The sequence below is a fragment of the Streptomyces griseoruber genome (genome assembly GCF_001514205.1).
Lineage (GTDB): Bacteria > Actinomycetota > Actinomycetes > Streptomycetales > Streptomycetaceae > Streptomyces > Streptomyces griseoruber.
In genome coordinates this window covers 74,451-100,588 of record NZ_KQ948772.1, presented here as the reverse complement: position 1 = coordinate 100,588, position 26,138 = coordinate 74,451, and the positions used below count along the sequence as shown (strand labels likewise).

The 26,138-nt window shown below is 73.4% G+C and carries 29 protein-coding genes and 1 riboswitch; of the genes, 22 read left to right on the top strand and 7 right to left on the bottom strand.

Translation table 11 applies throughout. From position 1 onward, the window contains the following. Positions 1-6 precede the first annotated feature (6 nt). The 6 genes from AQJ64_RS24490 to AQJ64_RS24465 are packed head-to-tail and all read left to right on the top strand — an operon-like array spanning position 7 to position 6,613. Entirely contained in the window at positions 7-1,185 is a 1,179-nt protein-coding gene (locus AQJ64_RS24490; RefSeq protein ID WP_055636230.1) for an amidohydrolase family protein, read from the top strand. A gap of 23 nt (positions 1,186-1,208) precedes the next feature. Continuing rightward, the gene (locus tag AQJ64_RS24485) at positions 1,209-2,651 is read left to right on the top strand and encodes a FadD3 family acyl-CoA ligase (protein ID WP_206189795.1); all 1,443 of its coding nucleotides are present in this window, start codon (positions 1,209-1,211) and stop codon (positions 2,649-2,651) included. Further along, entirely contained in the window at positions 2,648-4,225 is a 1,578-nt protein-coding gene (locus AQJ64_RS24480; protein ID WP_055636231.1) for a methylmalonyl-CoA mutase family protein, read from the top strand. Before AQJ64_RS24485 ends, AQJ64_RS24480 begins: the two co-directional genes overlap by 4 nt. Beyond that, on the top strand, positions 4,225-4,638 hold the full coding sequence (locus AQJ64_RS24475) for a cobalamin B12-binding domain-containing protein (protein WP_055636232.1): 414 nt from the start codon (positions 4,225-4,227) through the stop codon (positions 4,636-4,638). Before AQJ64_RS24480 ends, AQJ64_RS24475 begins: the two co-directional genes overlap by 1 nt. Then, complete coding sequence (locus AQJ64_RS24470; protein WP_055636233.1) at positions 4,623-5,579, top strand: TIGR03564 family F420-dependent LLM class oxidoreductase; 957 nt, start codon at positions 4,623-4,625, stop codon at positions 5,577-5,579. The genes AQJ64_RS24475 and AQJ64_RS24470 overlap by 16 nt, the downstream gene beginning before the upstream one ends. Beyond that, positions 5,576-6,613, top strand: coding sequence for a CaiB/BaiF CoA transferase family protein (locus tag AQJ64_RS24465; protein WP_055636234.1), 1,038 nt, complete (start codon positions 5,576-5,578; stop codon positions 6,611-6,613). The genes AQJ64_RS24470 and AQJ64_RS24465 overlap by 4 nt, the downstream gene beginning before the upstream one ends. 3 nt (positions 6,614-6,616) lie before the next feature. On the opposite strand, the gene AQJ64_RS51790 is transcribed toward AQJ64_RS24465, so the two are convergent. Further along, positions 6,617-6,799, bottom strand: coding sequence for an SDR family oxidoreductase (locus AQJ64_RS51790; RefSeq protein WP_397805821.1), 183 nt, complete (start codon positions 6,797-6,799; stop codon positions 6,617-6,619). A 61-nt stretch (positions 6,800-6,860) separates the two neighbouring features. Here AQJ64_RS51790 and AQJ64_RS24460 point away from each other — a divergent pair, with 61 nt between their 5' ends. Beyond that, the gene (locus AQJ64_RS24460) at positions 6,861-7,826 is read left to right on the top strand and encodes a phosphotransferase family protein (protein ID WP_157881035.1); all 966 of its coding nucleotides are present in this window, start codon (positions 6,861-6,863) and stop codon (positions 7,824-7,826) included. 3 nt (positions 7,827-7,829) lie between these two features. Here AQJ64_RS24460 and AQJ64_RS24455 read toward each other — a convergent pair whose 3' ends face one another. Next, the gene (locus tag AQJ64_RS24455; protein WP_055636235.1) at positions 7,830-8,597 is read right to left on the bottom strand and encodes an SDR family oxidoreductase; all 768 of its coding nucleotides are present in this window, start codon (positions 8,595-8,597) and stop codon (positions 7,830-7,832) included. Positions 8,598-8,651: 54 nt separating this feature from the next. Between AQJ64_RS24455 and AQJ64_RS24450 the strand changes: the two genes are divergently transcribed. Further along, entirely contained in the window at positions 8,652-10,082 is a 1,431-nt protein-coding gene (locus AQJ64_RS24450) for a class I adenylate-forming enzyme family protein (protein WP_059202984.1), read from the top strand. Further along, positions 10,075-11,205 carry a thiolase family protein gene (locus AQJ64_RS24445; protein ID WP_059202983.1) on the top strand — a complete coding sequence of 377 codons (1,131 nt, stop codon included), beginning with the start codon at positions 10,075-10,077 and terminating at the stop codon, positions 11,203-11,205. The genes AQJ64_RS24450 and AQJ64_RS24445 overlap by 8 nt, the downstream gene beginning before the upstream one ends. A gap of 28 nt (positions 11,206-11,233) precedes the next feature. Here the strand turns inward: AQJ64_RS24445 and AQJ64_RS24440 are convergent, their stop codons facing one another. From AQJ64_RS24440 to AQJ64_RS24420, 5 genes are read right to left on the bottom strand one after another with little or no spacing between them, the layout of a single operon-like run. Further along, a complete protein-coding gene (locus AQJ64_RS24440) occupies positions 11,234-12,034 on the bottom strand; it encodes an acyl-CoA thioesterase (RefSeq protein ID WP_055634385.1) in 801 nt (266 codons plus the stop codon). Between the two features lie 10 nt (positions 12,035-12,044). After that, entirely contained in the window at positions 12,045-12,812 is a 768-nt protein-coding gene (locus tag AQJ64_RS24435) for an acyl-CoA dehydrogenase family protein (protein ID WP_055634384.1), read from the bottom strand. A gap of 3 nt (positions 12,813-12,815) precedes the next feature. Next, entirely contained in the window at positions 12,816-13,946 is a 1,131-nt protein-coding gene (locus AQJ64_RS24430) for an acyl-CoA dehydrogenase family protein (RefSeq protein ID WP_055634383.1), read from the bottom strand. Beyond that, positions 13,943-14,353, bottom strand: a complete 411-nt coding sequence (locus AQJ64_RS24425) for a nuclear transport factor 2 family protein (protein WP_079061927.1) — start codon at positions 14,351-14,353, stop codon at positions 13,943-13,945. Before AQJ64_RS24425 ends, AQJ64_RS24430 begins: the two co-directional genes overlap by 4 nt. After that, entirely contained in the window at positions 14,350-14,829 is a 480-nt protein-coding gene (locus AQJ64_RS24420) for a pyridoxamine 5'-phosphate oxidase family protein (RefSeq protein WP_338059980.1), read from the bottom strand. Before AQJ64_RS24420 ends, AQJ64_RS24425 begins: the two co-directional genes overlap by 4 nt. Between AQJ64_RS24420 and AQJ64_RS24415 the strand changes: the two genes are divergently transcribed. The 13 genes from AQJ64_RS24415 to AQJ64_RS24365 all read left to right on the top strand — a co-directional run bounded on the left by AQJ64_RS24415 (position 14,828) and on the right by AQJ64_RS24365 (position 26,133). Next, positions 14,828-16,936: a branched-chain amino acid ABC transporter permease gene (locus AQJ64_RS24415; RefSeq protein ID WP_055634381.1), complete on the top strand. Its 2,109-nt coding sequence runs from the start codon at positions 14,828-14,830 to the stop codon at positions 16,934-16,936. The genes AQJ64_RS24420 and AQJ64_RS24415 overlap by 2 nt on opposite strands. Beyond that, complete coding sequence (locus AQJ64_RS24410) at positions 16,917-17,627, top strand: ABC transporter ATP-binding protein (RefSeq protein WP_055634380.1); 711 nt, start codon at positions 16,917-16,919, stop codon at positions 17,625-17,627. Before AQJ64_RS24415 ends, AQJ64_RS24410 begins: the two co-directional genes overlap by 20 nt. Continuing rightward, positions 17,624-18,328: an ABC transporter ATP-binding protein gene (locus AQJ64_RS24405; RefSeq protein WP_055634379.1), complete on the top strand. Its 705-nt coding sequence runs from the start codon at positions 17,624-17,626 to the stop codon at positions 18,326-18,328. The genes AQJ64_RS24410 and AQJ64_RS24405 overlap by 4 nt, the downstream gene beginning before the upstream one ends. A gap of 91 nt (positions 18,329-18,419) precedes the next feature. Then, the gene (locus AQJ64_RS24400; RefSeq protein ID WP_063788734.1) at positions 18,420-18,953 is read left to right on the top strand and encodes a hypothetical protein; all 534 of its coding nucleotides are present in this window, start codon (positions 18,420-18,422) and stop codon (positions 18,951-18,953) included. Next, the gene (locus AQJ64_RS24395; RefSeq protein WP_055634378.1) at positions 18,916-19,236 is read left to right on the top strand and encodes a hypothetical protein; all 321 of its coding nucleotides are present in this window, start codon (positions 18,916-18,918) and stop codon (positions 19,234-19,236) included. The genes AQJ64_RS24400 and AQJ64_RS24395 overlap by 38 nt, the downstream gene beginning before the upstream one ends. A 101-nt stretch (positions 19,237-19,337) precedes the next feature. Further along, positions 19,338-19,460 (top strand): putative leader peptide, encoded by a 123-nt coding sequence (locus AQJ64_RS52075; protein WP_338059979.1) that lies wholly within the window; start codon positions 19,338-19,340, stop codon positions 19,458-19,460. Positions 19,461-19,604: 144 nt separating this feature from the next. Next, positions 19,605-20,501, top strand: coding sequence for a glutathione S-transferase C-terminal domain-containing protein (locus AQJ64_RS24390; protein WP_055634377.1), 897 nt, complete (start codon positions 19,605-19,607; stop codon positions 20,499-20,501). 65 nt (positions 20,502-20,566) lie between these two features. Continuing rightward, positions 20,567-20,676, top strand: a riboswitch (SAM riboswitch). Positions 20,677-21,036: 360 nt separating this feature from the next. Then, complete coding sequence (locus AQJ64_RS24385; RefSeq protein ID WP_055634376.1) at positions 21,037-22,014, top strand: amino acid ABC transporter permease; 978 nt, start codon at positions 21,037-21,039, stop codon at positions 22,012-22,014. Next, on the top strand, positions 22,011-22,814 hold the full coding sequence (locus tag AQJ64_RS24380) for an amino acid ABC transporter ATP-binding protein (protein ID WP_055634375.1): 804 nt from the start codon (positions 22,011-22,013) through the stop codon (positions 22,812-22,814). Before AQJ64_RS24385 ends, AQJ64_RS24380 begins: the two co-directional genes overlap by 4 nt. A gap of 67 nt (positions 22,815-22,881) precedes the next feature. After that, positions 22,882-23,907, top strand: a complete 1,026-nt coding sequence (locus AQJ64_RS24375) for an ABC transporter substrate-binding protein (RefSeq protein WP_055634374.1) — start codon at positions 22,882-22,884, stop codon at positions 23,905-23,907. A 70-nt stretch (positions 23,908-23,977) separates the two neighbouring features. Then, positions 23,978-24,727 (top strand): GNAT family N-acetyltransferase, encoded by a 750-nt coding sequence (locus tag AQJ64_RS24370; protein ID WP_055634373.1) that lies wholly within the window; start codon positions 23,978-23,980, stop codon positions 24,725-24,727. A gap of 59 nt (positions 24,728-24,786) precedes the next feature. Continuing rightward, positions 24,787-24,870: a putative leader peptide gene (locus AQJ64_RS52445; RefSeq protein WP_397805927.1), complete on the top strand. Its 84-nt coding sequence runs from the start codon at positions 24,787-24,789 to the stop codon at positions 24,868-24,870. 72 nt (positions 24,871-24,942) lie between these two features. Next, positions 24,943-26,133 (top strand): LLM class flavin-dependent oxidoreductase, encoded by a 1,191-nt coding sequence (locus tag AQJ64_RS24365; protein WP_055634372.1) that lies wholly within the window; start codon positions 24,943-24,945, stop codon positions 26,131-26,133. The last annotated feature ends 5 nt before the right edge of the window (positions 26,134-26,138 follow it).

The following is a 26,138-nucleotide window of genomic DNA, read 5'->3' as shown; positions in this document are numbered from 1 at the left end:
TCTCTCATGCCCTCTCGTGATCTCGCGTATCCGCTGTTCGACGCGGACAACCACCTCTACGAGACGCAGGAAGCGCTCACCCGGTACCTCCCGAAGGAGTACGACGGGGCGATCGAGTACGTGAACGTCCGCGGCCGCACGAAGATCGCGATCCGCGGGCAGATCAGCGAGTACATCCCGAACCCCACCTTCGACGTGGTCGCCCGCCCGGGCGCCATGGAGGAGTACTTCAGGGTCGGCAACCCCCACGGCAAGACCCGCCGGGAGATCTTCGGCGAGCCCATGCGCTCGGTCCCCGCCTTCCGCGAACCGGCCCCGCGGCTCGCCCTCATGGACGACCTGGGCATCCGGCGCAGCCTGATGTTCCCGACCCTCGCGAGCCTCATCGAGGAGCGGATGAAGGACGACCCCGAGCTGATCCACGCGGTCGTCCACGCCCTCAACCAGTGGCTGCACGAGACCTGGGGCTTCGCCTACAAGGACCGGATCTTCACCGTCCCCGTCATCACGCTCCCGATCGTCGGGAAGGCGATCGACGAGCTGAACTGGGTCGTCGAGCGCGGCGCCCGCGCGATCCTGATCCGTCCGGCCCCGGTGCCCGGCTTCGGCGGCACCCGGTCCTTCGCGCTGGAGGAGTTCGACCCGTTCTGGAAGCGGGTGGTGGAGACCGGCGTCCTGGTCGCCTTCCACTCCTCCGACTCCGGGTACGCGCACTACGCCAACGACTGGGAGGGCAACAGGCGCGAGTTCCTGCCGTTCAAGCCCAACGCGTTCCGGCAGGTCAACGAGTGGCGGCCGATCGAGGACGCGGTGTCCTCGCTGATCTGCCACGGCGCGCTCTCCCGCTTCCCCGAGCTCAAGGTCGCCGTCATCGAGAACGGCGCCTCCTGGGTGCTGCCCGTCCTGGACCGGCTGGCCGACGTGTACAAGAAGATGCCGCACGAGTTCCGGGAGGACCCGGTCCAGGTCTTCCGGCGGAACATCCACATCAGCCCGTTCTGGGAGGAGGACATGGCCGCCCTCGGCGATCTCATCGGCATCGAGCGCGTCCTGTTCGGCTCCGACTACCCGCACCCCGAGGGCCTGGCCGACCCGGTCACCTACGTCGACCACCTGGTGAAGCTCACCGAGGAGGACAAGGCCAAGGTCATGGGCGGCAATCTGGCCCGCCTGATCGACGGATGAGACGGACGAGACGGATGAGAGGCATGAGTGCGACCGTGCGGTGGCCGAGCATTCCCGCTCTGGTGCGGGACGCCGCCGAGCGCTTCGGCGACGCCGAGGCCGTCGTCGACGGCGACCGGCGGCTGAGCTTCGCCGAGCTGGCCGATCAGGTCCGGCGCACCGCCGGGGCGTTCGCCGCGGCGGGTGTCGGCCCCGGCGACCGGGTGGCGCTGTGGGCGCCCAACTCGGCCGAGTGGATCGTCGCCGCGTTCGGCCTGCTCACGGCCGGCGGGGTCCTCGTCCCGGTCAACACCCGCTTCCGCGACGAGGAGGCGCACGACATCGTCGTCCGCAGCGGCGCCAAGCTGCTGCTGGTGCAGGGCGGCTTCCTGGACCGGGAGTTCACCGGACCGCCCGGGGTCCCGGTGATCGATCTGCGCCAGGACGGGTTCCTCGGCTCGGGCGAACCCCTGGAACACCCGGTCGGCCCCGACGACCTGGCCGACATCATCTTCACGTCCGGGACGACGGGCCGCCCCAAGGGGGTGATGACCACCCACGGCCAGACCCTGCGGCTCTACCAGGAGTGGTGCGACCTCGCGCAACTCCGCACCGGAGACCGCTACTTGATCGTCAACCCGTTCTTCCACATCTTCGGCTACAAGGCCGGCCTGGTGGCCTCCGTGATCCGGGGCGCGACCGTGCTGCCGCTGGCCGTGTTCGACGTCGACCGGGTGCTGGAGCTGGTGGAGAAGGAGCGGGTCACGGTCCTGCCGGGCCCGCCGACCCTGTACCACTCCCTCCTCCGGGCGGGCGGCGGGCGGGACCTGTCCTCCCTGCGGGTCGCGGTCACCGGCTCCGCCGACATCCCCGTCGAGCTGGTCCGCCGGATCACCGACGAGCTGCCGTTCCGCCACCTGATGACCGGCTACGGCCTCACCGAGGCCGGCACCGTCACCGCCTCCCGCCCCGGCGACCCCTACGAGGCGGTCGCCACCACCGTCGGCCGCCCCTGCGAGGGCTTCGAGATCCGGATCGCCGACGACGGCGAGGTCCTCGTCCGCGGGTACGGCGTGATGCGCGGCTATCTCGACGACCCCGCCGCCACCGCCCGGGCCATCGACACCGACGGCTGGCTGCACACCGGCGACCTGGGAGAAATCGACGACGAGGGCCGCCTCAGGATCGTCGGCCGCAAGAAGGACATGTTCGTCGTCGGCGGCTTCAACGCCTACCCGGCCGAGATCGAGGGCTTCCTCATGCGCCATCCCGCGGTCGCCCAGGCCGCCGTGATCGGCGTGCCCGACGAGCGGCTCGGCCAGGTCGGCAAGGCGTTCGTGGTGGCGCGCGGCGCGGTCACCGAGGCCGAGCTGATCGCCTGGGCGAAGGAGCGCATGGCCGGCTTCAAGGTGCCCCGGCGGATCGAGTTCCGCACCGGACTGCCGCTGAACGCCACCGGCAAGGTGATGAAGGACGAGCTGTCATGACGTACGACGACACCACGGCCTCCGGGATCCCCCTGAAGCCGGTCTACGGCCCGGGCGACCGGCGCGCCGAGCCGCCCGCCCCGGGCGCCTTCCCCTTCACCCGCGGCAACTACCCCACCGGCTACCGGGGCCGCACCTGGACCCTGCGCCAGTACTCCGGCTTCGGTACCCCCGAGGAGTCCAACCGCCGCTACCGCTACCTCCTCGACCAGGGCGGCACCGGGCTGTCCGTCGCCCTCGACCTGCCCACCCAGTGCGGCTACGACTCCGACGACCCCGAGTACGCCGACGAGGTCGGCCGGGTCGGAGTCGCCGTCGACACCCTCGCCGACGCCGGGATCCTCTTCGACGCCATCCCGCTGGACCGCGTCAGCACCAGCTTCACCATCAACGGCACGGCGGCGATCCTGCTCGCCCTGTACGTGGCCGCCGCCGAGCGGCGTGGCATCCCGCGCGCCAAACTCACCGGCACCATCCAGAACGACATCCTCAAGGAGTACGCCTCGCGCGGCACCTGGATCTGGCCGCCCGAGCCCTCGCTGCGGCTGATCGCCGACACCATCGAGTTCTGCGCCGCCCAGGTGCCCCGCTTCAACGCGATCTCCGTCGCCGGCGCCCACTTCCGGGACGCGGGCGCCACCGCCGTCCAGGAGATGGCGTTCACGCTCGCCGACGGGGTGACGTACTGCGAGACCGTCCTCGCCCGCGGACGCATGACCATCGACGAGTTCGCCCCGCAGATCTCCTTCTTCTTCTACACCCACGGGGAGTTCTTCGAGGAGATCGCCAAATACCGTGCGGGCAGACGGCGTTGGGCGACCCTGGTGCGCGAGCGGTTCGGCGCGAGGACCGACAAGGCGGGCATGTTCCGCTTCGGCTGCGTCGCGGGCGGCGCCTCGCTGTACGCACCGCAGGCCCGCAACAACACCGTCCGGGTCGCCTACGAGGCACTCGCCTCCGTCCTCGGCGGGGTGCAGTCGATGTTCACCGCCGCCTGGGACGAGCCGTTCGCGCTGCCCAGCGAGGAGTCCGCCACGCTCGCCCTGCGCACCCAGCAGATCCTCGCCCACGAGACGGGCGTGACCAAGGTCGCCGACCCGCTGGGCGGTTCGTACTTCGTGGAGGCGCTGACCGACGCCACCGAGGAACGCATCGAGAGCGTCATGGCCGACCTGGAGGCACACGGCGGCATGGTCCGCTGCATCGAGGACGGCTATCTGCAGGGACTGATCGCCGACGAGGCATGGCGGCTGCACCGGGCGGTCGACTCGGGGGAGCGTCCGGTGGTGGGCGTCAACCGGTTCACGGTCGACGAGCCGCCGCCCGACCTCGCCACCTACGAACTGGACGCCGAGGGCCGCGAGCGGCAGTTGAAGCGGCTGGCGCGGGTGAAGGCGGAGCGGGGCGCGGGTGACGTACGGGCCCGGCTCACGGAGTTGAGGCGTGCCGCCGAAGGGGACGCCAATCTGATGGAGCCGCTGATCGCCTGCGCCAACTCCTTCTGCACGGTGGGGGAGATGGCGGGCGCCCTGCGCGACGTGTGGGGCGAGTTCCGGCAGCCGGTGGTGTTCTGATGCCCACCCGGGTCCTGGTCGCCAAGCCCGGTCTCGACGGTCACGACCGCGGGGCCAAACTCGTCGCGCGCGGGCTGCGCGACGCCGGGTTCGAGGTCGTCTTCACCGGCATCCGGCGCCGCGTCGACGACATCGCCGCCACCGCCGTACAGGAGGACGTGGCCCTCGTCGGGCTGTCGATCCTGTCCGGTGCGCATCTGGCGCTGACCCGGCGCACGGTCGAGGCGCTGAGGGCGGCCGGCGGGGCGGACATCCCGGTCGTCGTCGGCGGGACCATCCCGGCGGGGGACGTACCGCGGCTGCGCGCGGCCGGAGCGGCCGCCGTGTACCCGACCGGCACCCCGCTCGACATCATCGTCGCGGACATCCGCGCGCTCACCGAAGGACAGGACCGACGATGCGCATCGGAGTGATGAGCGGCCCCGAGCGGGGCGACGCCGTACACAAGGCGGCACGGATGGTCGACGACGCCCGCTGGGCCGAGGAGGCCGGCTTCGACACGGTGTGGGTGCCGCAGGTGCCCACGGACTTCGACGCGCTGACGGCCGTCGCCCTGATGGGGCAGGCCACGTCCCGTGTCGAGATCGGCACCGCGGTCGTCCCGGTGCACGCCCAGCACCCCGTCGCCCTGGCCCGGCAGGCCCTGTCGGCGCACGCGGCGGCCGGCGGCCGGCTCGCGCTCGGCGTCGGCGCCTCGCACCACTGGATCGTGCGGGACATGCTCGGCGTCCCGTACGAGAAGCCCGCCGCGTACACCCGTGACTACCTCGACGTGCTGGGCGAGGCGGTGGGCGGGACGGCCTCGGTGGACGTCGAGAACGAGCGCTTCCGGGTCCACAACCCGCTGACGATCGCCCCCGTCGCCCCGCTGCCCGTGCTGATGGCGGCGCTGGGTCCGGTGATGCTGAGGATCGCGGGGGAGCGCACCGACGGCACGATCCTGTGGATGGCGGACGAGCGGGCCGTCGCCGGCCATGTCGTCCCGGGCATCACCAAGGCGGCGGAGTCGGCCGGCCGGCCGGCGCCGCGGATCGTCGCGGGCATCCCGGTGTGCCTGTGCGCGCCGCACGAGGTGGACGCGGCCCGTGAGCGCGCCAACCGCATCCTCGGCGAGGCCGAGATCTCGCCCAACTACCAGCGGCTGCTGGAGTACGGCGACGCCCGTGACGTCGGCGACCTGTGCGCGGCGGGCGACGAGGCGGCCATCGAGGCCCGCTTCCGGCGGTTCGCGGACGCGGGGGTGACGGACCTGTCGGTCCGCCTGCTGCCCATCGGTGAGGGGCGGGACGAACTGGTCGCCTCGAAACTGCGCACCCGGGACGCCGTGGCGGCCCTCGCGGCGGCGTTCCGATGACCGGGCCCCTCGCGGGCCTGCGGATCCTGGAGGTCGGCCACATCCTCGCGGGCCCCTACGCCACCATGCTCCTGGCCGACCTGGGCGCGCGGGTCACCAAGATCGAGCCGCCCGGCGGGGACCTCTCCCGTCAGGTCTCGGACGCCTACTTCGCCAGCCTCAACCGGGGCAAGCGCTCGGTGCGCGTGGACCTGGCGACGGCGCAGGGGCAGGAGCACCTGCACGCGCTGGTCCGGGACGCCGACGCCCTGCTGGTCAACCTCAAGCCCTCCGCGGTCCACCGCTTCGGCCTCACCCACGAGGCGCTCGCGCCCTGGAACGAGCGGCTGGTGTGCGTGATCCTCACCGGCTGGGGCATGGACGCGGGCGACGCACCCGCCTTCGACTACGTCGTCCAGGCCGCCACCGGCATCGCGGCCCTGACCGGCGCCCCGGACGGCCCGCCCCTGCTGCCCGGCTACTCCTCGGCGGACAACTCCGCCGGTCTCGCGGCGGCTCTGGGCCTGCTGGCCCAGGTGCACTCCGGGCGCGGCGGCCAGATCGAGGTCTCGCTGCGGGACGTGATGCTCTCCCAGCTGAACTACCATGCCGCCGCCTGGCTGAACGAGGGACGCGCTCCCCGCCGCCTGGGCGGCGCCCACGCCTACTACGTCCCGGCCCAGCTCTTCCCCACCGCCGACGGCCATCTGGCCCTCTTCATCACCCACGACGGCTTCTGGCGCTCCTTCGCGGCCGAGGCCGGTATCGAGGGCCACGCGACGATGGCCGAGCGCGCGGCCCACCGCGAGGAGGTCGTCGCCGCGGTCACGAAGGCCCTGGCCGCCGACACGGCGACCGGCTGGGAGGCCCGGCTGCGGCCCCTGCGGGTGCCCGCGGCCGCCGTACGCACCCTCCCCGAGGCCCTGGCCGCCACCCCGGGCGCGGTCGTCGGGGCGGGCGGCCACCGCCTGGTCGCCAGCCCCTTCCGCATCCCCGGCCACGAGCCGCCGTACGGACCGCCGCCCGCGCTCGGCGAGCACGGCGATCTCACCTGAGGGTCACGGCATCCCGCCGTCCACCCGCAGGGTCGCCCCGCTCGTGTACGACGACGCGTCCGACAGCAGATAGAGCGCCGCGCCGACGATCTCGTCCGGGGCGCCGATGCGCCGCAGGGCGTGCGGGCGGACCCCCTCGGCGAGCTGCGCCGGGTCCTCGTGCCAGCTCCGGGTCGCCCACCTCAAGGCCGGGCTCGACCGGCTCAACGCCTGGGCCGGCCTCGGCGACCTCCCCGGCGACGGACCGGTGGCCGCCCTCGAACCCCTCACCGGCGGCGCGCAGAACCTCCTGTTCACCCTTCGCCGCGCCGACGGCACCGAACTCGTCCTGCGCCGCCCCGGCCGCCATCTGCGCTCAGGCGCATCCGACGCGTTCCGCCGCGAGAGCCGCGTCCTCGCCGCCCTCGCCGGCACCGACGTACCGCACCCCGGGCTGCGGGCGAGCGTGCTCGACGACGACGTGCTCGGCGGGCCCTTCTCCGTCCTGGAGAAGATCGACGGCTTCGCACCGCGCGGCACGCTCCCCGGCCGGTACGCGCAGGACGCCGAGTGGCGCCGGTCCCTCGCCTTCGCCCTCGTCGACGGCGCCGCGAAGCTCGCGGCCGTCGACCCGGCCCGGCACGGCCTGGCCGATCTCGGGCGCCCCGAGGGCTGGTTGGCCCGCCAGACGCCCAAGTACCTGAAGATGCTGCACGGTTACCGCGACACCCCCGGCTACCGCGAGGGCGAGTCCCCCGAGGTCGACCGCGTCGCCGACTGGCTCACCGCGCACACCCCGGAGGAGACCGCCACCGGGATCGTCCACGGCGATCTGCAGTTCGCGAACGTCATGTTCGCCCACGACGCCCCCCGCCTCGCCGCGATCGTCGACTGGGAGATGGCCTCCCTCGGCGACCCCCTCCTCGACCTCGCCTGGATCCTCACCGCCTGGCGCGAGAAGGGCGACCCGCCCGGCGGCGACCCCCAGTTCCAGCCCTGGGACGGCGTGCCCGGCCGCGCCGAACTCCTCGCGCGCTACGGCGAGTCGACCGGCCGGGACGTCTCCGGCTTCCGCTGGTACCAGGTCCTCGCCTGCTTCCGCCTCGCCGCCCTTCTGGAGGGCAGCTACGCCCGTGCCCTCGCCGGAAGGATGAGCCGCAGGCTCGGAGAGGGGCTGCACGGCTACGCGGGCTGGCTGTGGGCGAAGGCGCGGCAGGAGATGGACGCGGACTGAGTTCTACTTGGGCGGGAACCTCAACGCGCCGTCCAGGCGCACCACTTCACCGTTGAGGTAGTCGTTCTCGCACAGGTGCTGGACCAGGGCCGCGTACTCCTCGGGTCGCCCCATCCTGCGGGGGTGGGGCACCTGCGGCCCCCAGTACGCCTCCAGCCGCTCGCCCGCCTGGCCGTAGGCGGGGGTGAGGATCGTGCCGGGAGCCACCGAGACGACCCGGACACCGAGGGGGGAGAGATCGCGGGCGGCCACCAGGGTCATCGCCGTCACCCCGCCCTTGGCCGCCGCATAGGGGAGTTGGCCGATCTGGCCCTCGTACCCGGCGATCGACGAGGTGGTGACGACGACCCCCCGCCCGCCGTCCTCGCCGAGGGGTGCCGTGCGGGCGATGGCGGCGGCGGCCAGCCGCAGGACGTTGAACACACCCGTGAGGTAGACGTCGACCGTCGTGCGGAACCCCTCCAGCGCCATCGGCGCGCCGTCCCTGCCGACCAGCCGGCCGCCGCTCGCCGGGCCGCCGTGGCAGTCCACCGCGATCCGGAACTCTCCCGCGTCCTCGGCCTCCCGGACCGCCGCGGCGACCGAGTCCCCGTCCGTGGCGTCGGTGCGCACGTACCGCACCCCCAGCTCGTCCTGGAGCGCCTTGCCCTTGTCGTCCGCCAGATCGGCCACCACGACCCGGGCCCCGGCCGCGCGCAGACGCCGTACCGTCGCCTCGCCGAGACCGCCCGCGCCGCCGACCACCAGGGCCGAGGAACCTTCGATCAGCATCGTCATTCCCCTCTCTTGCGAGTCAGCCTCTGAGTGTATGAGAATGGCGTTCTCATGAACATAGCCGTGATCCTGGAAATGGCCGCATCCGCGGGGGACCGGCCGGCCGTCACCGAGGGCGGCCGGTCGCTCTCCGCCGCCGGACTCCAGCGCCTCGCACATCACGCGGCCGACCGTTTCCGTGACCGTTCCGCGGTCCTGTACCTGGGGACGAACCACCTCGCCTACCCCGTCGCCCTGTTCGGCGCGGCCCTGGCCGGCGTCCCCTTCGTACCCCTCAACTACCGCCTCGCACCGGAGCAGTCGGCCGAACTTACCGCCCGCCACCCGGGCGCCGAACTGCTCCGCCCGGACGACCTGGACAGCCTCCTTCTCCCGCCCGGCGACCCCGCCCCACGGCCCACCCCCGACGACCGCGACGCCACCGCCGTCGTCCTCTACACCAGCGGCACGACGGCCGCCCCCAAGGCGGCCCTGCTGCGCCACCGCCATCTGCTCTCCTACGTCTTCAACACCCAGGACTTCGGCTCCGCCGACCCGCACGACGCGACCCTGGTGGCGCTCCCGCCGTATCACGTCGCCGGCCTGATGAACCTGCTCACCAACCTCTACGCGGGCCGCCGCATCGTCTACCAGGCCTCCTTCGACCCGGCCGGCTGGCTGGCGACCGTGCGCCGGGAGCGGGTCACGCACGCCATGCTCGTGCCGACCATGCTCGCCCGGATCACCGCCGAACTCGGCGACGCCCCCGCCGAGGCGCCCAGCCTGCGCAGCCTCGCCTACGGCGGCGCCCGCGCCCCCCGGCCGGTGGTGGAGCGGGCGCTGCGGCAGTTCCCGGACACCGGTTTCGTCAACGCCTACGGCCTGACCGAGACCGCCTCCTCGGTGTGCGTGCTGGGCCCCGACGACCACTGGCGGGCCGTCGCCTCGGACGAACCGGCGGTCCGCGAGCGGCTCAGCTCGGTCGGCCGCCCGCTGCCCGGCATCGAGGTCGAGATCCGCGACGCGGACGGCAAGACCCTGGACGCGGGGGCCACCGGGCTCGTCTTCGTGCGCGGGGAACAGATCTCCGGCGAGTACGCGGGCGCCGAGGACACCGTCACCGACGGCTGGTTCGCCACCCGCGACCGGGGGCGGCTCGACGCCGACGGCTACCTCCACATCGAGGGCCGCGCCGACGACACCATCATCCGGGGCGGCGAGAACATCGCCCCGGCCGAGATCGAGGACGTCCTCCTCGAACACCCGGGCGTGCGGGAGGCCGCCGTGCTCGGGGTGCCGGATCCGGAGTGGGGGCAGCGCCTGGTCGCCGTCCTCGTCGGAGCGGGCGATCCGGAGGAGATCCGGGCCTACGCCAAGGCGCGGCTGCGCTCGGCCAAGACCCCGGACACCGTCGTCTTCCGCCCCGAACTGCCCCGCACCGCCACCGGCAAGCTGCTGCGCCGCACCCTCGTCGCCGAACTGGAGGAGGCCGCCGATGCCTGAAGCCGTGATCGTCGCAGCCCTGCGCACGCCGATCGGCACCGCGTTCAAGGGCACCCTGCGCGACACCACCGCCCATGAGCTGGCCGAGCGGGTGGTCGGCGCGGTGGCGGAGGGCCTGGACCCGGACCGGGTGGACGACGTCGTCCTCGCCGAGTCGCACTACGGCGGGGGAGTCGTCGCCCGCCACGCCGCCCTCACCGCAGGCCTGCCGAACGTACCGGGGCTGGCCCTGAACCGGCACTGCGCGGGCGGCCTGGCCGCCGTCCAGACCGCCGCCGCCTCGATCCGGGCCGGCATGGACCGGCTGGTGCTCGCGGGCGGGGTGCAGTCCCTGTCCACCGCGCCCCGGCTGACCTTCCGGGGCGCCGACGGCTGGGTGCCGCCCTCCCACCCCGACCGCCCCGACGCCCCCCACCTCGACATGTCGGTCACCGTCGGCTGGAACACCGCCGTCCGGGCCGGCATCGGCCGCGCCGAGCTGGACGAGTGGGCGCTGCGCTCCCACCGCAACGCCGTCCGCGCCCTGGACGAGGGCCGCTTCAAGGACGAGACCGTGCCCCTCGACACCCCGCACGGTGTCTTCACGGCCGACGAACACCCGCGCCGCGACACCAGCGCGGGGAAACTGGCCCGGCTGAAGCCGCTCCACCCGGAGATAGCGGGCTTCTCGATCACGGCCGGGAACGCCTCCGGGGCCAACGACGCGGCGGCACTCCTCGCCGTGGCCGACGACCGCTCGGGCCTGCCCGTGCTCGCCACCGTCCGCGCCTGGGCCTCGGTCGCCGCCGACCCGGCGGAGACGGGACTGACCCCGGTCCAGGCCATCCCCAAGGCCCTCGGCCGGGCCGGCATGTCCGTCGCCGACGTCGCACTCTTCGAGATCAACGAGGCCTTCGCCTCCGTCCCCGTCGCCGCGATCCACCGCCTCGGCCTCGACGCCGACACGGTCAACGTCAACGGTAGCGGCTGCTCCCTCGGCCATCCCGTCGCCGCCTCCGGCGCCCGCATGCTGGTCACCCTCGTCCATGAACTCCGCCGCCGGGGCGGGGGAGTGGGAGTGGCGTCGATGTGCGCGGGCGGGGGGATGGGCTCGGCGGTCGTGGTGGAGGTACCGGCGCCCTGAGGGCGCCGGGGCTCCCCGACCCGGCGGCTCAGAGGAACCGCAGCAGCGCCTCCTGCGCGTACGAGGCGACCAGGGTGCCCTCGGCGGTCAGCACATCCCCGCGCCCGAAGCACCGGCCGTGCGCGGCGACGGGGCTGTGCTGGCGCAGGAGCAGCCAGTCGCCGGCCTCGGCCGGGCGGTGGAACCACACCGTGTGCGAGGTCACCGCCGAGACGAACACCCGCCCGGAGTCCGTCTGCGTCACCCCCGTCACCGGCCGCAGCGCGGTGCCGATCGGGGTGAGGTCGGTGGCGTACGCGAGGAGAGCGGGCGCGAGGGGCCAGGTCACCCTCGGCACCCGGGTCCACAGCTCGAAGACGGGCGGCTCGGGCTTCTCGGTGTCCAGGTCGGTCGCGGCCCGTGACTCCCATGGCAGCAGCGGGAGTTCGGCGGTCCGCTCGGGGCCGGGGAGTGCGGGGACGGGGTCGACGGTCTGCCGGTCCGGCCCCTCCTCCCACACATGCAGGCTCGCGTCGGCCACGGCGACGATCCCGTGCTCCTGCCGGGCGGTGAGCCGTACGGCGGCGAAGGTACGGCCGTCCTGCGGGACTTCCGCCGTGTACCGCACCGGCTCCCCGGTCCGGCCCTCCCGCAGGAACTGGGTGTGCAGCGACTTCAGGCCCTTGCCGGGAGCGGCCAGGGTGGCGGCGCGGGCGAACTGCGCGAGCAGTTGCCCGCCGAACAGCCGCCGGTACTGGAGCTGTTGGGACCGGCCTTCGTGGACACCCGGCTCCCGCGGCGTGAGGTCGAGGCAGTCGAGCAGGTCGGGCCAGGGATCGGCAGGGGTCATCCGGGGCTCCTCAGAGGTCGACCAGGCGAGGCGTGCGGCCCTCGCGCACCAGCAACACGCCCGCCTCACGGGTGAGTTCGCGGGCGGAGCCGAGCAGTGCGTCCAGCACGAGCGCCCTGCGGACATGCCGGTGCAGCTCGTGCTCGGCGGTGAACCCGATGCCGCCCAGGGCCTGTTGGCAGTGCCGGGCGGCGGTCAGCGCGGCCCTCCCGGCGGCGGCCTTGGCCAGCAGCGAGCCCGTGTCGTCCGTGGCGGCGGTCAGAGCCGCCTCCGCGCCCTCCAGCGCGACGTACGTCTCCGCCAGCCGGTGGCGCAGGGCCTGGAAGGACGCGAGCGGACGCCCGAACTGCTCGCGGTCGAGGACATGCCGGCGGGCCAGGGCGAGCATCGCGTGGCCGGTGCCGAGCAGCCACCAGCCCAGGGCCCGGCGCCCGGCGGCGAGGGGGACGGACGGTTCGTCGCCCCGGGCGTGGCGCAGCGGCAGTTCGGGGTCGAGCGGGCTGTCGTACGACGATCCGTCCCTGAGCCAGACCAGGCGGGCGCCGCCGAACGGGAGGGCCGGGGTGCCGGTGAGGGGGAGGCCCGCCGCGTGCAGGAGGACGTCGTTGAGGGCGGGGGTGTGCCGGCCGGTCTCGCCGAGCAGCCGGAAGAGCAGTGGGACGACCGTCTCCGGCTCCTCGGCCAGCATGTCGGGCCAGCCCAGGTCGGCGAGGCCGGCGCCGGAGACGAGCGTCTTGCGCAGGGCGTCCGCCAGGAGGGTGCGTTCGGCCGGGTCCACGGGTCACTCCTTTCCGAGGTCCAGCAGACGGCGGGCGACGATGTTGCGCTGGATCTCGGCCGTGCCGCCGTAGATCGTCGCGGCCCGTGAGTAGAGGTACCCGGTGCGCCAGCCGGCGTGCGGCGAGAGCTCGACGGTGCCCGGCAGCAGGTCCCTGGCGGTGTCGAACAGCCGTTGCTCGGCACCGGCCAGCAGGATCTTGTCCACGGAGGTCTCCGGGCCCAGCCGTCCGCCCCCGGCCAGCCGGGCCTGGGTGGCGGCGGACCGGCAGCGGATCGTGTGCAGGTCGAGCCAGGCCGCGCCGAGCGCGTCCGGGTCGGCCTCGCAGCCGTCGGCGAGCAGCCGGTCGAGACGGCTGTAGAGATGGGCGATCCGGTGCCAGAAGCAGGTGGAGCGTTCGTGCGGCAGCAGGTCCATCGCGAGCCGCCAGCCGTCGCCGGGGGCGCCGAGCAGCCTCGGGGCGGGGACGTGCACGTCGTCGAGGAACACCTCGGCGAACTCGTCCACGCCGTGCATCGTGCGCAGTGGGCGGACCGTGATCCCGGGGGAGTCCATGTCGACGAGGAACGCGCTGATCCCGGCATGTCCCGGGCTGCCGGTGCGGGCCAGCAGGACACAGCGGGCCGCGTACTGGGCGAGGCTCGTCCACACCTTCTGCCCGGACACCCGCCAGCCCTCCCCGTCGGCCGACGGGACCGCCCGGGTCGACAGGGACGCCAGATCGCTGCCCGAGCCCGGCTCGGAGAAGCCCTGGCACCACTGCTCCTCGCCGCCCAGCAGACGGGGCACCAGCTCGGCGGCCAGCGCGGGCGGCGCGTAGTCGATCAGGGTCGGGACCAGCACCTCCACCATCGACCAGATCCCGGGCTCGGCGAGGTCCCGGGCGGCGACCTCCTCGCCGAGCACCGCGCGCAGGGCGCTTGGCCCGCCGAGCCCGCCGACCTCGGCCGGCCAGCCGTAGCGCATCCAGCCCGCCGCCCACAACGCCCTCCGTACCCGCGCGAGTTGCCCGACCTGCCCGTCCAGGCCGCCGTCGTCACCGGCCGGGGACAGATCGTGCTCGTCGAGCCAGTCGCGCAGCTCGCGCCGGAACGCGCCGAGCCCGGCCGGGCCGGTGAAGGGGGAGTTCCTCATGACCGGGTGAAGGCGTGCGGGCGCCCCGAGTCGTGGTCGCCGCTGCGCCGGATGAAGGTCATCGCCCGGGTGCGCAGCCGCCAGCCGTCCGGGGTGCGGGCATAGGTGTCGTCGTAGTAGCCGATCCGCATCTCGTGCCGGGCGTGCTCGACGAAGCACAGCGGCTGGGTGCCGGTCGCGGCATCGCCGTCCAGCTCGATCACCGGTGTGCCGACGAGGAACAGGCCCTTGGGGGCGGCCGCGACCAGGGCCGGGAACTCGTCGAGCGGGTAGGTGTCGCCGAACGCGCTGTAACTGCCGTCCGCGGTGAAGACGGCGAGCACCCGGTCCACGTCGCCACGGGTCATCGAGACCGCGTAACGGCCGAGGAGCTGCTCGATCTCCACCAGGTCGTCGGTGTCGCTCAAGAGGCCTCCCGAGAATCATATTCTCCAGAACGAGTATCACGTTTCCATGTCCGGTGCCGCCCGTCAACGCCGCAGCTTGCCGAAGTCCCAGCCGACCACCTCCTCCGGGACCGGCCGCAGCCACCCGTGCCGCCCCCGCGCGGCTCCACCCCGCGCAGCTCCAGGAAGTCGGGTCCGCCCTCGTCCACCACGACCGCGATCCGGCCCTGTTTCACCACGTCGGCCCAGCGGCGGCTGCGCACCGGCGAGTTGAGCCACAGCGCCGTCCCGTCCCCGACGAACCACGGCGGGCTGAGGTGCGGATGGCCGTCGGACGCCGTGACGGCGACCCGGCAGACCGGCTGGGCGCGCAGGAACGCGTCGACCTCCGCGGTGTCCCTCGCGATCGCGGCGCCGCGCTTCCGTGCCCCGGTCAAGGAACCTCCCTCTGTCCGAATGGTTGATTCTCCAATAGTGAGAAGATAGTTTCCAGTCATGGATCAGTTCCTGGCCTTCACGGTGGTCGGCCTGAGTACCGCCGCGATCTACGCCGTGATCGGCAGCGGCCTGGTGCTCACCCACACCACGGCCGGTGTCTTCAACTTCGCCCACGGCGCGGCCGGGATGCTCGCGGCCTTCGCCTACTGGCAGCTGGCCGTCGGCTGGCGCTGGCCGGTGCCGCTCGCGCTCGCCGCCGTCCTCCTCGTCCTCGCGCCCGCCTTCGGCCTCCTCGTCGAGCGGGTGCTGATGCGCCCGGTGCAGGCGCTCGGCGAGGCGGAACGCCTGGTCATGACGGTCGCCCTGCTCACCGGGTGCATCGCGCTGGCCCGCTGGGTCTGGGACCCCAACACCGCCCGTCCCCTCACCCCCTTCTTCGCCGACCGCCCCGCGCTGCGGCTCGGCCCGGCCGCCGTCACCTGGCACCAGGCCGTCACCACGGCGGTCGCCGTCGCGGTCGCCGCCGGCCTGTGGTTCCTGCTGCACCGCACCCGCGCCGGCACCGAGATGCGCGCCTGCGTCGACGACCGGGCGCTCGCCGGACTCACCGGCGCCGATCCGCTGCGGGCCGGACGGCTCGCCTGGGTGCTCGGCATCCAGCTCGCCGCCGTCGGCGGCATCCTCATCGCGCCGGCCGTCGCGCTCGACGCCCAGCAGCTCTCCCTGCTCATCGTCAGCGCCTACACCGCCGCCGTCTTCGGCCGGCTGCGCAGCCTCCCGTTCACCTTCCTCGGCGCGGTCGTCGTCGGCCTGCTGGAGGCCTATCTCGCCGGCTACCTCCCGCAGAACGACTACCTCCCCGGACTGCGTCTGGCCGCCCCCGCCCTGCTCCTCCTCCTCGCCCTGCTCGCCTTCCCGCACCGCCGGCTGCGCGGCCGGGACCGGCGCCTGGTCCCCGTCCCGCTGCCCGGCCGGCGCGGCGCCCTGATCCTGGCGGCCGCGATCCCCGGCCTCGCCCTGGTCCTCGTCACCGTCCTCGCCGAGGACTCCCTCGTCCCGTACGGCACGGTCTTCGCCCTCGGTGTCGTCGCCCTGTCCTATGTCCCGCTCGCCGGGTTCGCCGGGCAGGTCTCCCTGTGCCAGATGTCCATCGCCGGGATCGGCGCGGTGGTCTGGGGGCACCTCGGGGCACACGGTGAGCCGTGGGCGCTGCCGGCCGCCGTGCTGGTCGCCGCGGCCGTCGGCGCGCTCGTCGCCGTACCGGCGCTGCGGCTGTCCGGGATCTACCTCGCCCTCGGCACCACCGCGTTCGCCGTGATCCTCGACCGCTGGATCTTCACCCTGCCCGCGTTCGACGTCCTCGGGGTGCGCATCGCCCTGTTCGACCAGGGCTCGGTGACCGTCACCGGCCCCGACCTGTTCGGACTGCACCTGACCAGCCCGGCCCAGCTCCTGCTGCTGGCCGCGGTCTGTCTCGGCCTCGCCTCGCTCGGGGTGGTCGCGCTGCGCCGGGGCCGGTTCGGGCGCCGGCTGATCGCGCTGCGCGACAGCGAGGCCGCCTACGCCACCCTCGGCGGCCGGCTCCTCGGCGCGAAGGTCGCCGTCTTCGCCCTGTCCGCCGGCATCGCGGGGCTGGGCGGGGCCCTGTACGGCATGCAGCTGCAGACCGTCACCGCCGACCAGTTCAACCTCGTCGCCGGGCTGCCGCTCTTCCTGATCGCGGTCATCGCCGGACTGGGCTCGGTCGGCGCCGGTCTCTTCACCGGAGTCGCGTTCGTCGTCCCCACCCAGCTGCTCGGGGAACTCGGCACCTGGGCCCAGGACCTGTCGGCCCTGCTCATCGCCCTGGCCGGCATGGGACTCGCCCACAGCCCCAGCGGGGTCATCACCCGACTGCGCGCCGAGTGGGCGCCGCCGGCCCGGGACCGGCTGCTGCTCGGCGCGGCGGGCGTGGTGCTCGCCGGATGCTGGCTGCTCGCGGCACTGGACGCGGTGAACGGGTGGCTGCTGCTCGCCGTCGCCCTCGTCGCGGCCACGGCCCCGCGCATCCGGGCCGCCGCCCGTCGGCAGGGGACCGTGGAGACGCCGCCCGAGTGGTGGGGAGTGCGCCGCCCCTGGCGGCCCGAGGACGGGGAGGTGCTGAGCCGTGCCACTGCTGCGGGCTGAGGGGGTGACCGTCGCCTTCGGCGGACGCCGGGCCCTCGACTCCGTGTCCCTGACCGCCGAGGCCGGCCGGGTCACCGGGCTCATCGGGCCCAACGGGGCGGGAAAGAGCACCCTGTTCGACGTCGTCTCCGGGCTGCGCCGCCCCCGGACCGGCCGGGTCCGGCTGGACGGCCGGGACATCACCCGCGAGGGGCCCGCCCGGCGCGCCCGGCGCGGTATGTCCCGCACCTTCCAGCACCTGGAACTCTTCGGTCGGCTCTCCGTCCGCGACAACCTCCTCGTCGCCGCCGAACTCGGCCCCGGGCGCCGCCACGCCGCACGGACCGCCGACGCCGTCCTCGACCGGCTCGGGCTGACCGCCCTCGCCGAGGACCCGGCCGACGCCCTGCCCACCGGCGTCGCCCGGCTCGTCGAGGTCGGCCGCGCCCTCGTCCTGCGGCCGCGCGTCCTGCTCCTCGACGAGCCCGCCGCCGGCCAGGACGCCGAGGAGACCGAACGGTTCGCCGCGCTGCTGCGCTCGCTCGCCGCCGACGGCACCGCCGTCCTCCTGGTCGAGCACGACATGTCCCTGGTGATGAGCGTCTGCGACGAGGTGTACGTCCTCGACCTCGGGCACGTCGTGGCCTGCGGCCCGCCCGCCCTGATCCAGCGCGACGAGACGGTGCTGGCGGCCTACCTGGGGGAAGCATGAGCCTGCTGGAACTCGCGGGCGTCCGCGCCGCGTACAACGGCATCACCGTGCTGCACGGTGTGGACCTCTCGGTCGCCGCCGGACAGGTGGTCGCCCTGCTCGGCCCCAACGGGGCGGGAAAGACCACCGTGTTGAAGGTCGCCTCCGGAGTGCACCCGCCCAGCGGCGGACGGCTGCTGCTCGGCGGCCGGGACGCCACCGGCATCCGCCCCGGTGACCTCGCCCGCGCCGGGGTCTGTCTCGTCCCCGAGGGCCGGGGCGTGTTCCCCAACCTCTCGGTCCGCGACAACCTCCTGATGATGACCTTCACCGGCCGCACCCGGGAGGAGATCGAGGAGAGCGCCTACGCCCGCTTCCCCGTCCTCGGCCGGCGCCGCACCCAGCACGCGGGCACCCTCTCCGGCGGCGAGCAGCAGATGCTCGCCCTCGCCCGGGGCCTGGCCACCGACCCGGCCGTCCTGCTCCTCGACGAACTCTCCATGGGCCTTGCCCCGCTGGTCGTCGCCGAGCTGTACGAACGCGTCGCCGGGATCGCCCGGCAGGGCGTCGCGGTCCTTGTCGTCGAACAGTTCGCCACCGCCGTACTGAAGATCGCCGACCACGCCGCCGTCCTCGTCCGCGGCCGTGTCCAGTGGCAGGGACATCCGGACAGCTCCCTGCACGCCGAGCTGTCGTCGTACTACCTGGGGAGCGCCACATGAGTCCGCTGTGCCCGGTCAGCCCGGTCAGCCCGGTCAGCCCGGTCAGCCCGCTGAGCCGGTTGAGTCAGTTCAGCCAGTTGAGGAGTGCCAGATGACCACCACCTCCGTGACCTCCGTGCCGGGGCCGCCCGCCGACCGGGCCGAGCGGTTCGTCCGGGAACTCGCCGCCCTGCGGATCCCCGATCCGGCCGCCGCCCGCGCCGCCCTCTGGCTGCGCCTCGGCGGACTGCTGATGTGCGCCGGCCTGGTCCTCGGCGGGCTCGCCTTCCCGCTCGCCCACGCCACCGACTCCGGCCTCGGCCAGGGCGACGCCCTCGCCCTCGGCCTCGGCGGGGTCACCGCCGCGGTGGTGGGCGGCGCGCTCTTCCTGCGCTACTCCCTCACCGGCTTCCTGCGCTTCTGGCTGGCCCGTCAGTCCTACGACCTGGACCGGCTGGGGGAGCGCCTGACCGGCCCCGCCCCCGCACCCGACATCGCAGCCGACCTCGCACCCGCTCCCGCACCCGCGTCCACACCCACACCCACACCCGCTCCCGCACCCGCACCCGCTCCCGCACCCGCCTCCGTACCCGAAGGAGAACCGAGCCATGGCGACCTCCCCCGGACCGGCCCCGCACCCCGGTGACCAGCTCGCCTCGGCGACCGGCACCACCCGGGTGATCGTCATCCGGGCCCCCGCGGACGCGGCCCGCCCCATCGAGTGCGGCGGCATCCCGATGGTCCCCGCCGGGCAGGCGCCGGCCGCGCCGCCCGCCACGACGACACCCGGCACCCTCATCGGCAAGCGGTACGTCGACGCCGACGACACCCTCGAACTCCTCTGCACCGCCTCCGGCGCGGGATCCCTGACCTACGGAGGACAGCCGCTGACCGTCAAGGCGCCCAAGGCGCTGCCCGCCTCGGACTGATCCGTCTCACCCGCCGTACTCACCTGGTGGACGCCCCCTTGACGTCCGCCGGGGGTGGATCGACACTCGATCTGGGAATCCTAGTGAACAGGTAGGGAAACATGGGGCGCCTGCATCCGGCCACCGGCCGCACAAGCCGCACGACCTGGTCGTCGCCCCTTCTCACCTCCCGCCGTCACATCGACCTGCAGCGCGTCTGCAGCGCCATCAGCCTTCACGGCTGAGCCGGGCCCCTCCCGCGCCGGACCGTGCGGCGGTGTCTGCCGGACACCGCCCCGTCCCGCGTGTGTGGACGAGGGCCGTCTCCCTTTTCGCCGCCGCATCCGCCGCGCGCACGTCCGCCCGTGCGCCCGCCCTCGGGGAGAGTCATGTCCGTCACACCGCTGGCCGCCCACCCGTCCGTCCGTCCCGCCCCCGCCTTCCGGGGCCGCATCGGACGGGACGCGCGCAGCGGGCACTACGCCGTGCCGCGCCGCTACCGGCTCCATCTGTCCACCGCCGACCCGGACGGGCTGCGCATCGCCGTCACCCACGCCCTCCTCGGCCTCGACCGGGCCTGTCCGGTGACCTTCCTGCCCGCCGTCCCCGACTGTCCCGACGGCGGTCATACGCAACTGCGCCCGCTCTACGACGCCAGTGCCCACCGCTACACCGGCCCGGCTCTCGCGCCGGTGCTCAGTGACGACTGGTCGGGGCGGATCGTCTCCACCCACGGCCCCGACATCGCCCGCGACCTCGCCCGGAGGTTCGCCGGCGGCCGGGCCGTGCTGTACCCGTGCGGCTCGGAGTCGGAGATCGAGGCCGTGGAGCGGATGTGCGCCCAGGGCATCGAGCAGGCGGCCCAGTGTGCCGGGGACGCGGGCGCCGACGCCGCCGGGCGGGCCGCCGCGCTCGAGACGCTGCTCGCCACGCTCGGCGTGCTGGAGCAAGGGCTCGGCGTACAGCCGTATCTGATCAGCGATCAGATCACGGCCGCCGACGTCGAGTTGTGGGTGGCGCTGGTCCGGCTGGACACCGTGCACCGGCACCACCTCGACGCCGACGCCGTGCGCCGTGTCGCCGGACACCCCGCCCTGTGGGCCTACGCCCGCCGGCTGGCCGCCCACCCGGCCTTCGGTGCGCACCTCGACCTGGACGGCATCGCCCGCCGCCATCACGCCCGTTGCCAGGGCCTGGAGGCCGCCGGGTCCGCTGTCCAGATTCTGGACTGGGCAGCCCATGCGGCGGACGGAAACAGCCTTCCTTCGCAGGTCAACCGGCCCTGAGCCGGTCCACCCCTCGGACGGCCGTTGACATTTGATCGGTCAACTGCCTTACTTGTAGGTAGAACGGTCATGAGCGTCAGCGACAAGCCCTGGCTGGCTGACCGGCAACCCTCGCTCCGCGGTGGGGTGCCCCAGGTGACGACCGGACCGGATGACGTTTCGGTAAGCGCGAGGCCCACAGGGCCGGAACAGTGATGGTGACGAGATGTACGCAGCTCCCAGGACGGCGGCACGCCGTCCCCAGGGCTGCGTACAGCCGTACGCGAACCTGTCGAACCTGTTCGCCGCCAACCGCGCCGTCGATCTGCTCCGCGTGAACAGCGCACTGTGTACCGCACCGGGCCGTGCCCGCTGTCGGGGCTGACCTCTCTTCCTTCGCCCCGCCCCCGCGTTCCTGACGAACACCGCCCGAGCGGTGTGCCGCCCACCGCCCCACCCCGGTTCCCTCGTACGCATCCGTGCGCCGCGCGCTGATCCCCAGCGGCTCATCACGGCTGCGTCGATCCGGGGTGCCCGACTCCCGCCGGAGCCCACCATGAGTGAACCCCCAGGCGCCGTGACCCTCGCCGAGGTACCCGCCGCCGACACCCCGTCAGAGAAGCTCACCGCACAGCGCGTTCAGCCACTGCGCCGCCCGGGACGCTGGATCGCCACCGCCGTGGTGCTGGTCCTGGTGGCCCAGTTCGTGCACGGCCTGGTGTCCAACCCGTTCTACCAGTGGGACCGCTTCGGCTACTGGTTCCTGCGTCCCGTGATCCTCGACGGACTGCTCATCACCCTCGAAGTCACCGCCTACAGTGCGGTGTTGGGCCTGCTCGGCGGAATCCTGCTCGCCCTCGCCCGACTCTCGAAGAGCCCGGTGCTGCGGGCCGTCAGCTGGACCTACGTCTGGGCGCTGCGCTCCATCCCGCTGATCGTCGTCCTGCTGTTCCTGTACAACTTCAGCGCCCTGTACCAGACGCTCAGCGTGGGCGTCCCCTTCGGCCCCGCGTTCTTCACCTTCGACGAGTCACGGCTCGCCACCGACATGGTGATCGCGGTCGTCGGCCTCAGCCTCAACGAGGCCGCCTACGCCGCCGAAGTGGTCCGCGGCGGCATCCTCTCCGTGGACCAGGGCCAGCACGAGGCGGCCGCCGCGCTCGGCCTGCCCAAGGGCTACCAGTTCCGCCGGATCGTCTTCCCGCAGGCCCTGCGCTCGATCGTCCCGAACTACGTCAACCAGCTCATCGGCCTGGTCAAGTCCACCTCGCTGGTGTTCTACGTGTCGCTGCTCGACCTGTTCGGCACCGCGCAGACCATGGGCGCCACGTACCCCGGCGACATCGTGTCGCTGCTGCTGGTCGTCACCGTCTGGTACCTGATCCTGACCAGCCTCGTCTCCGTCGTCCAGTTCTACGTCGAGCGGTACTACGCCCGGGGCGCCACCCGCTCCCTGCCGCCGACGCCGTTGCAGCAGCTGCGGACCGGTCTCGCCGACCTGCGGGCCCGCATCCGCCGGGAGGCCGCCGTATGACCGCCGAGACCCTCAAGGCCGACGTCCCCGCCGAGGTGGTGCCCGCCGCCGTCGAGGTGCACGACGTGCACAAGTGGTACGGCGCCCATCGCGTCCTGGACGGCGTCAGCCTCACCGTCCGGCCCGGCGAGGTCACCGTGATCCTCGGCCCGTCCGGCTCCGGCAAGTCCACCCTGCTCCGGGTGATCAACCACCTGGAGAAGCCGGAGATCGGCCACGTCAGCGTCAACGGCGAGCCGATCGGCGTCCGCCGGCACGGCGGCCGGCTGCGCGAGGTCAGCGAGCGCACCATCCTCAGCCAGCGCAGCCGCATCGGCTTCGTCTTCCAGAACTTCAACCTCTTCCCGCACCTGACCGTGCTGGACAACGTCGCCGCCGCCCCCGTGGCGACGGGCCGGCTCACCAAGCCCCAGGCGCAGGACCTCGCCCGCGAACTCCTCGGCCGGGTCGGCCTCGCCGACAAGGCCGGCGCCTACCCCCGCCAGCTCTCCGGCGGCCAGCAGCAGCGCGTCGCCATCGCCCGCGCCCTCGCCCTGCGCCCCGGCGTCATCCTCTTCGACGAGCCCACCTCCGCCCTCGACCCCGAACTGGTCGGCGAGGTCCTCGCCGTCATCAAGGACCTGGCGACCAGCGGCACCACCCTCGTCATCGTCACCCACGAGGTCGGCTTCGCCCGCGAGGTCGCCGACAAGGTCGTCTTCCTCGACGGCGGCCGGATCGTCGAACAGGGCCCGCCCCACGAGGTCCTGGACAAGCCGCGGCACGAGCGGACCCGGGACTTCCTCAGCAAGGTCCTCTGACCGAGCCCCCTGAACTTCCCCCCACAGCGTCACCCTCTCTCCTCTCACCCAGTCACAAAGGACGGCCATGCCCACCCACTTCACCCGACGCAGCCTGATTCGCGGCATCACCGCGGCGACCGCGGTCGCCACCCTCGCCACCGGGCTCGCCGCCTGCGGTGGGGAGAGCGACGCCGCGACCACGGCCGGATCCGCCGCCTCCGGCAGCGTGACCATCGGCCGGGTCTCCAACGGCGCCGCGAAGGAGACCACCCTGAAGGTCTCCGAGGTCAAGTCGATCAGCGCCGAACTGCCCGCCGCCGTCAGGAAGAGCGGCAAGCTCACCATCGGCATCGGCGCCCTGCCCTCCGGCTTCGCCCCGCTCGCCTACGTCGGCGACGACCAGAAGACCCTCACCGGCGCGGAGCCCGACCTCGGCCGCCTGGTCGCCGCGGTCCTCGGACTGAAGCCCGAGACGAAGAACTTCACCTGGGAGAACCTCTTCGTCGGCATCGACAGCGGCAAGGTCGACGCCGCCTTCTCCAACGTCACCGACACCGAGGAGCGCAAGAAGAAGTACGAGTTCGCCTCCTACCGACAGGACAACCTCGGCTGGGAGGTGAAGAAGTCCAGCACGTGGAACTTCGACGGCAACTACGAGAACCTCGCCGGCCTCACCGTCTCCGTCGGCTCCGGCACCAACCAGGAGAAGATCCTCCTGGAGTGGAAGAAGAAGCTCGAGGCCGAGGGCAAGAAGCTCACGATCAAGTACTACCCGGACCGCAACGGCCTGTACCTGGCCCTCAGCAGCGGCAAGATCGACGCCTACTTCGGGCCCAACCCCGGCATCGCCTACAACGTCTCCCAGACTGCGGGCACCGCCAACGCGACCCGCAACGCGGGCACCTTCTCCGGCGCCGGTGAGACGCTCCAGGGCCTGATCGCCGCCACCGCCAAGAAGGACAGCGGCCTCGCCAAGCCGCTCGCCGACGCCATCAACTACCTGATCGAGAACGGGCAGTACGCCAAGTGGCTGGCCGCCTACAACCTCTCCAACGAGGCCGTCGCCAAGTCCGAGGTCAACCCGCCCGGCCTGCCGCTGGACAACTCCTGACACACCGCCATCGCAGCGGTGATCCATGCAAGTTGAGTTAGGCACACCACCAGGAAGGGACTCCGCCTCCGTGGCTTCCCCGATCGTCCTCCGCGGAGGCGGAGCCCCCACCGTCACCGGCGACCACCCCCTCGACAACGCCGTCTGGGCCGCCCTGACCGGCCCGCACGCCCACCTCGCCGAACGGGTCGGCCGTGCCGCCCGCTACCCGGCCGACGTCTACGCCTTCGCCGCCCTCGCCGACCCGCGCGACCCGGCCGCCTGGGCCGACCTGCACGCCCTCGCCGGAGACGGAACGACCGTACGGATCAAGCCCGTCGAGAACGCTCCCGACGGCTGGGAGATCACCGGCGGCGGTGAGGGCGTCCAACTCGTCGCCACCGAGGAGTTCCGCACCGAGCCCGCCCCCGAGGCCGTACGCCTCGGACCCGACGACGTGCCGGAGATCCTCGACCTCGTCGCCCGCACCCGCCCCGGCCCCTTCCTCGAGCGGACCGTCCTCCTCGGCACCTACCTCGGCATCCGCCACCGCGGCCGGCTGATCGCCCTCACCGGCGAACGGCTCCGACTCGACGGCTGGACCGAGATCAGCGCCGTCTGCACCGACCCGGACCACCGGGGCAAGGGCCTGGCCACCCGCCTGATCCGGGCGGTCGGCCACGGCATCCGCGAGCGCGGCGACACCCCGTTCCTGCATGCCGCCGCCGACAACACCCCGGCGATCCGTCTCTACGAGTCCCTCGGCTTCCGGCTCCGCCGCCGCTCGGTCATCGTGTCGGTGCGCACCCCGGGAACATCCGGCGGGACCGGGCCGTTGTGACTCATGACGACGTGTGGAAGGCGCCGCCCGGCGCCCGACAGGGGGAGGTGCCGGCCGTGATGCTCATATGCCAGGCCGTGCGCCTTCACTCCCGGCCCCACATCGACCTCCAGCGCGTGGCCGGCGCGCTCTGTTGCTCCTGACCGGTTCCCCTCCCGCCGCACCCTCGCACGGGTGACGTGCGCCCTCGTACGGACCTCCAGGAAGGCACCGCCGTGTCCTCGACCCCCCTCTCTCCCCTCCACCTCGCCGTCGCCCTCGACGGCACCGGCTGGCACCCCGCCTCGTGGCGCGAGCCGGTCGCCCGCCCCCAGGAGCTGTTCACCGCCGGCTACTGGGCCGACCTGGTCGCCGAGGCCGAGCGCGGCCTGCTCGACTTCGTCACCCTCGAGGACGGCCTCGGCCCCCAGTCCTCCCACCTCCTCGACCCGGACGACCGTACCGACCAGGTGCGCGGCCGCCTCGACGCCGTGCTCGTCGCCTCGCGCGTCGCCCCGCTCACCCGGCACATAGGCCTGGTGCCGACGGCGGTGACCACCCACACCGAGCCGTTCCACATCTCCAAGGCGATCGCCACCCTCGACTACGTCAGCACCGGCCGCGCCGGACTGCGCGTCCAGATCACCGCCCGGCCGAGCGACGCCGACCACTTCGGCCGCCGGACGATCCCGCGCATCGACGACTACCACGGCCCGGTGGTGACGGAACTCTTCGACGAGGCCGCCGACTACGTGGAGGTGGTGCGTCGCCTCTGGGACAGCTGGGAGGACGACGCCGAGATCCGGGACGTGGCCACCGGCCGCTTCATCGACCGCGACAAGCTGCACTACATCGACTTCGAGGGACGCCACTTCAGCGTCAAGGGCCCCTCCATCACCCCCCGCCCGCCGCAGGGCCAGCCCGTGGTCGCCGCGCTCGCCCACGCCACCGTGCCGTACCGGCTGGTGGCCCGCGCCGCGGACGTCGGCTTCGTCACCCCGCACGACACCGACCAGGCCCGCGCCATCGTCGCGGAGATCCGCGCCGAGCAGCAGGCCGCGGGCCGCGCCGCCGAGCCCCTGCATGTCTTCGGCGACCTCGTCGTCCTCCTCGACGACGACCCCGCCGAGGCCGCCGCCCGCCGCGACCGCCTCGACACCCTCGCCGGCGAGGCGTACACCAGCGACGCCCGGATCTTCACCGGCACCCCCGCCCAACTCGCCGACCTCCTCCAGGAACTGGCGCAGGCCGGGCTCACCGGCTTCCGGCTGCGGCCCGCCGTCGCCGGCCACGACCTGCCCGCCATCACCCGGGGCCTGGTCCCCGAACTCCAGCGCCGGGGCGTCTTCCGCCACGCCTACGAGGCCGACACCCTGCGCGGACTGCTCGGCCTGTCCCGCCCCGCCAACCGCTACGCCGCAGCCTGAGCCGG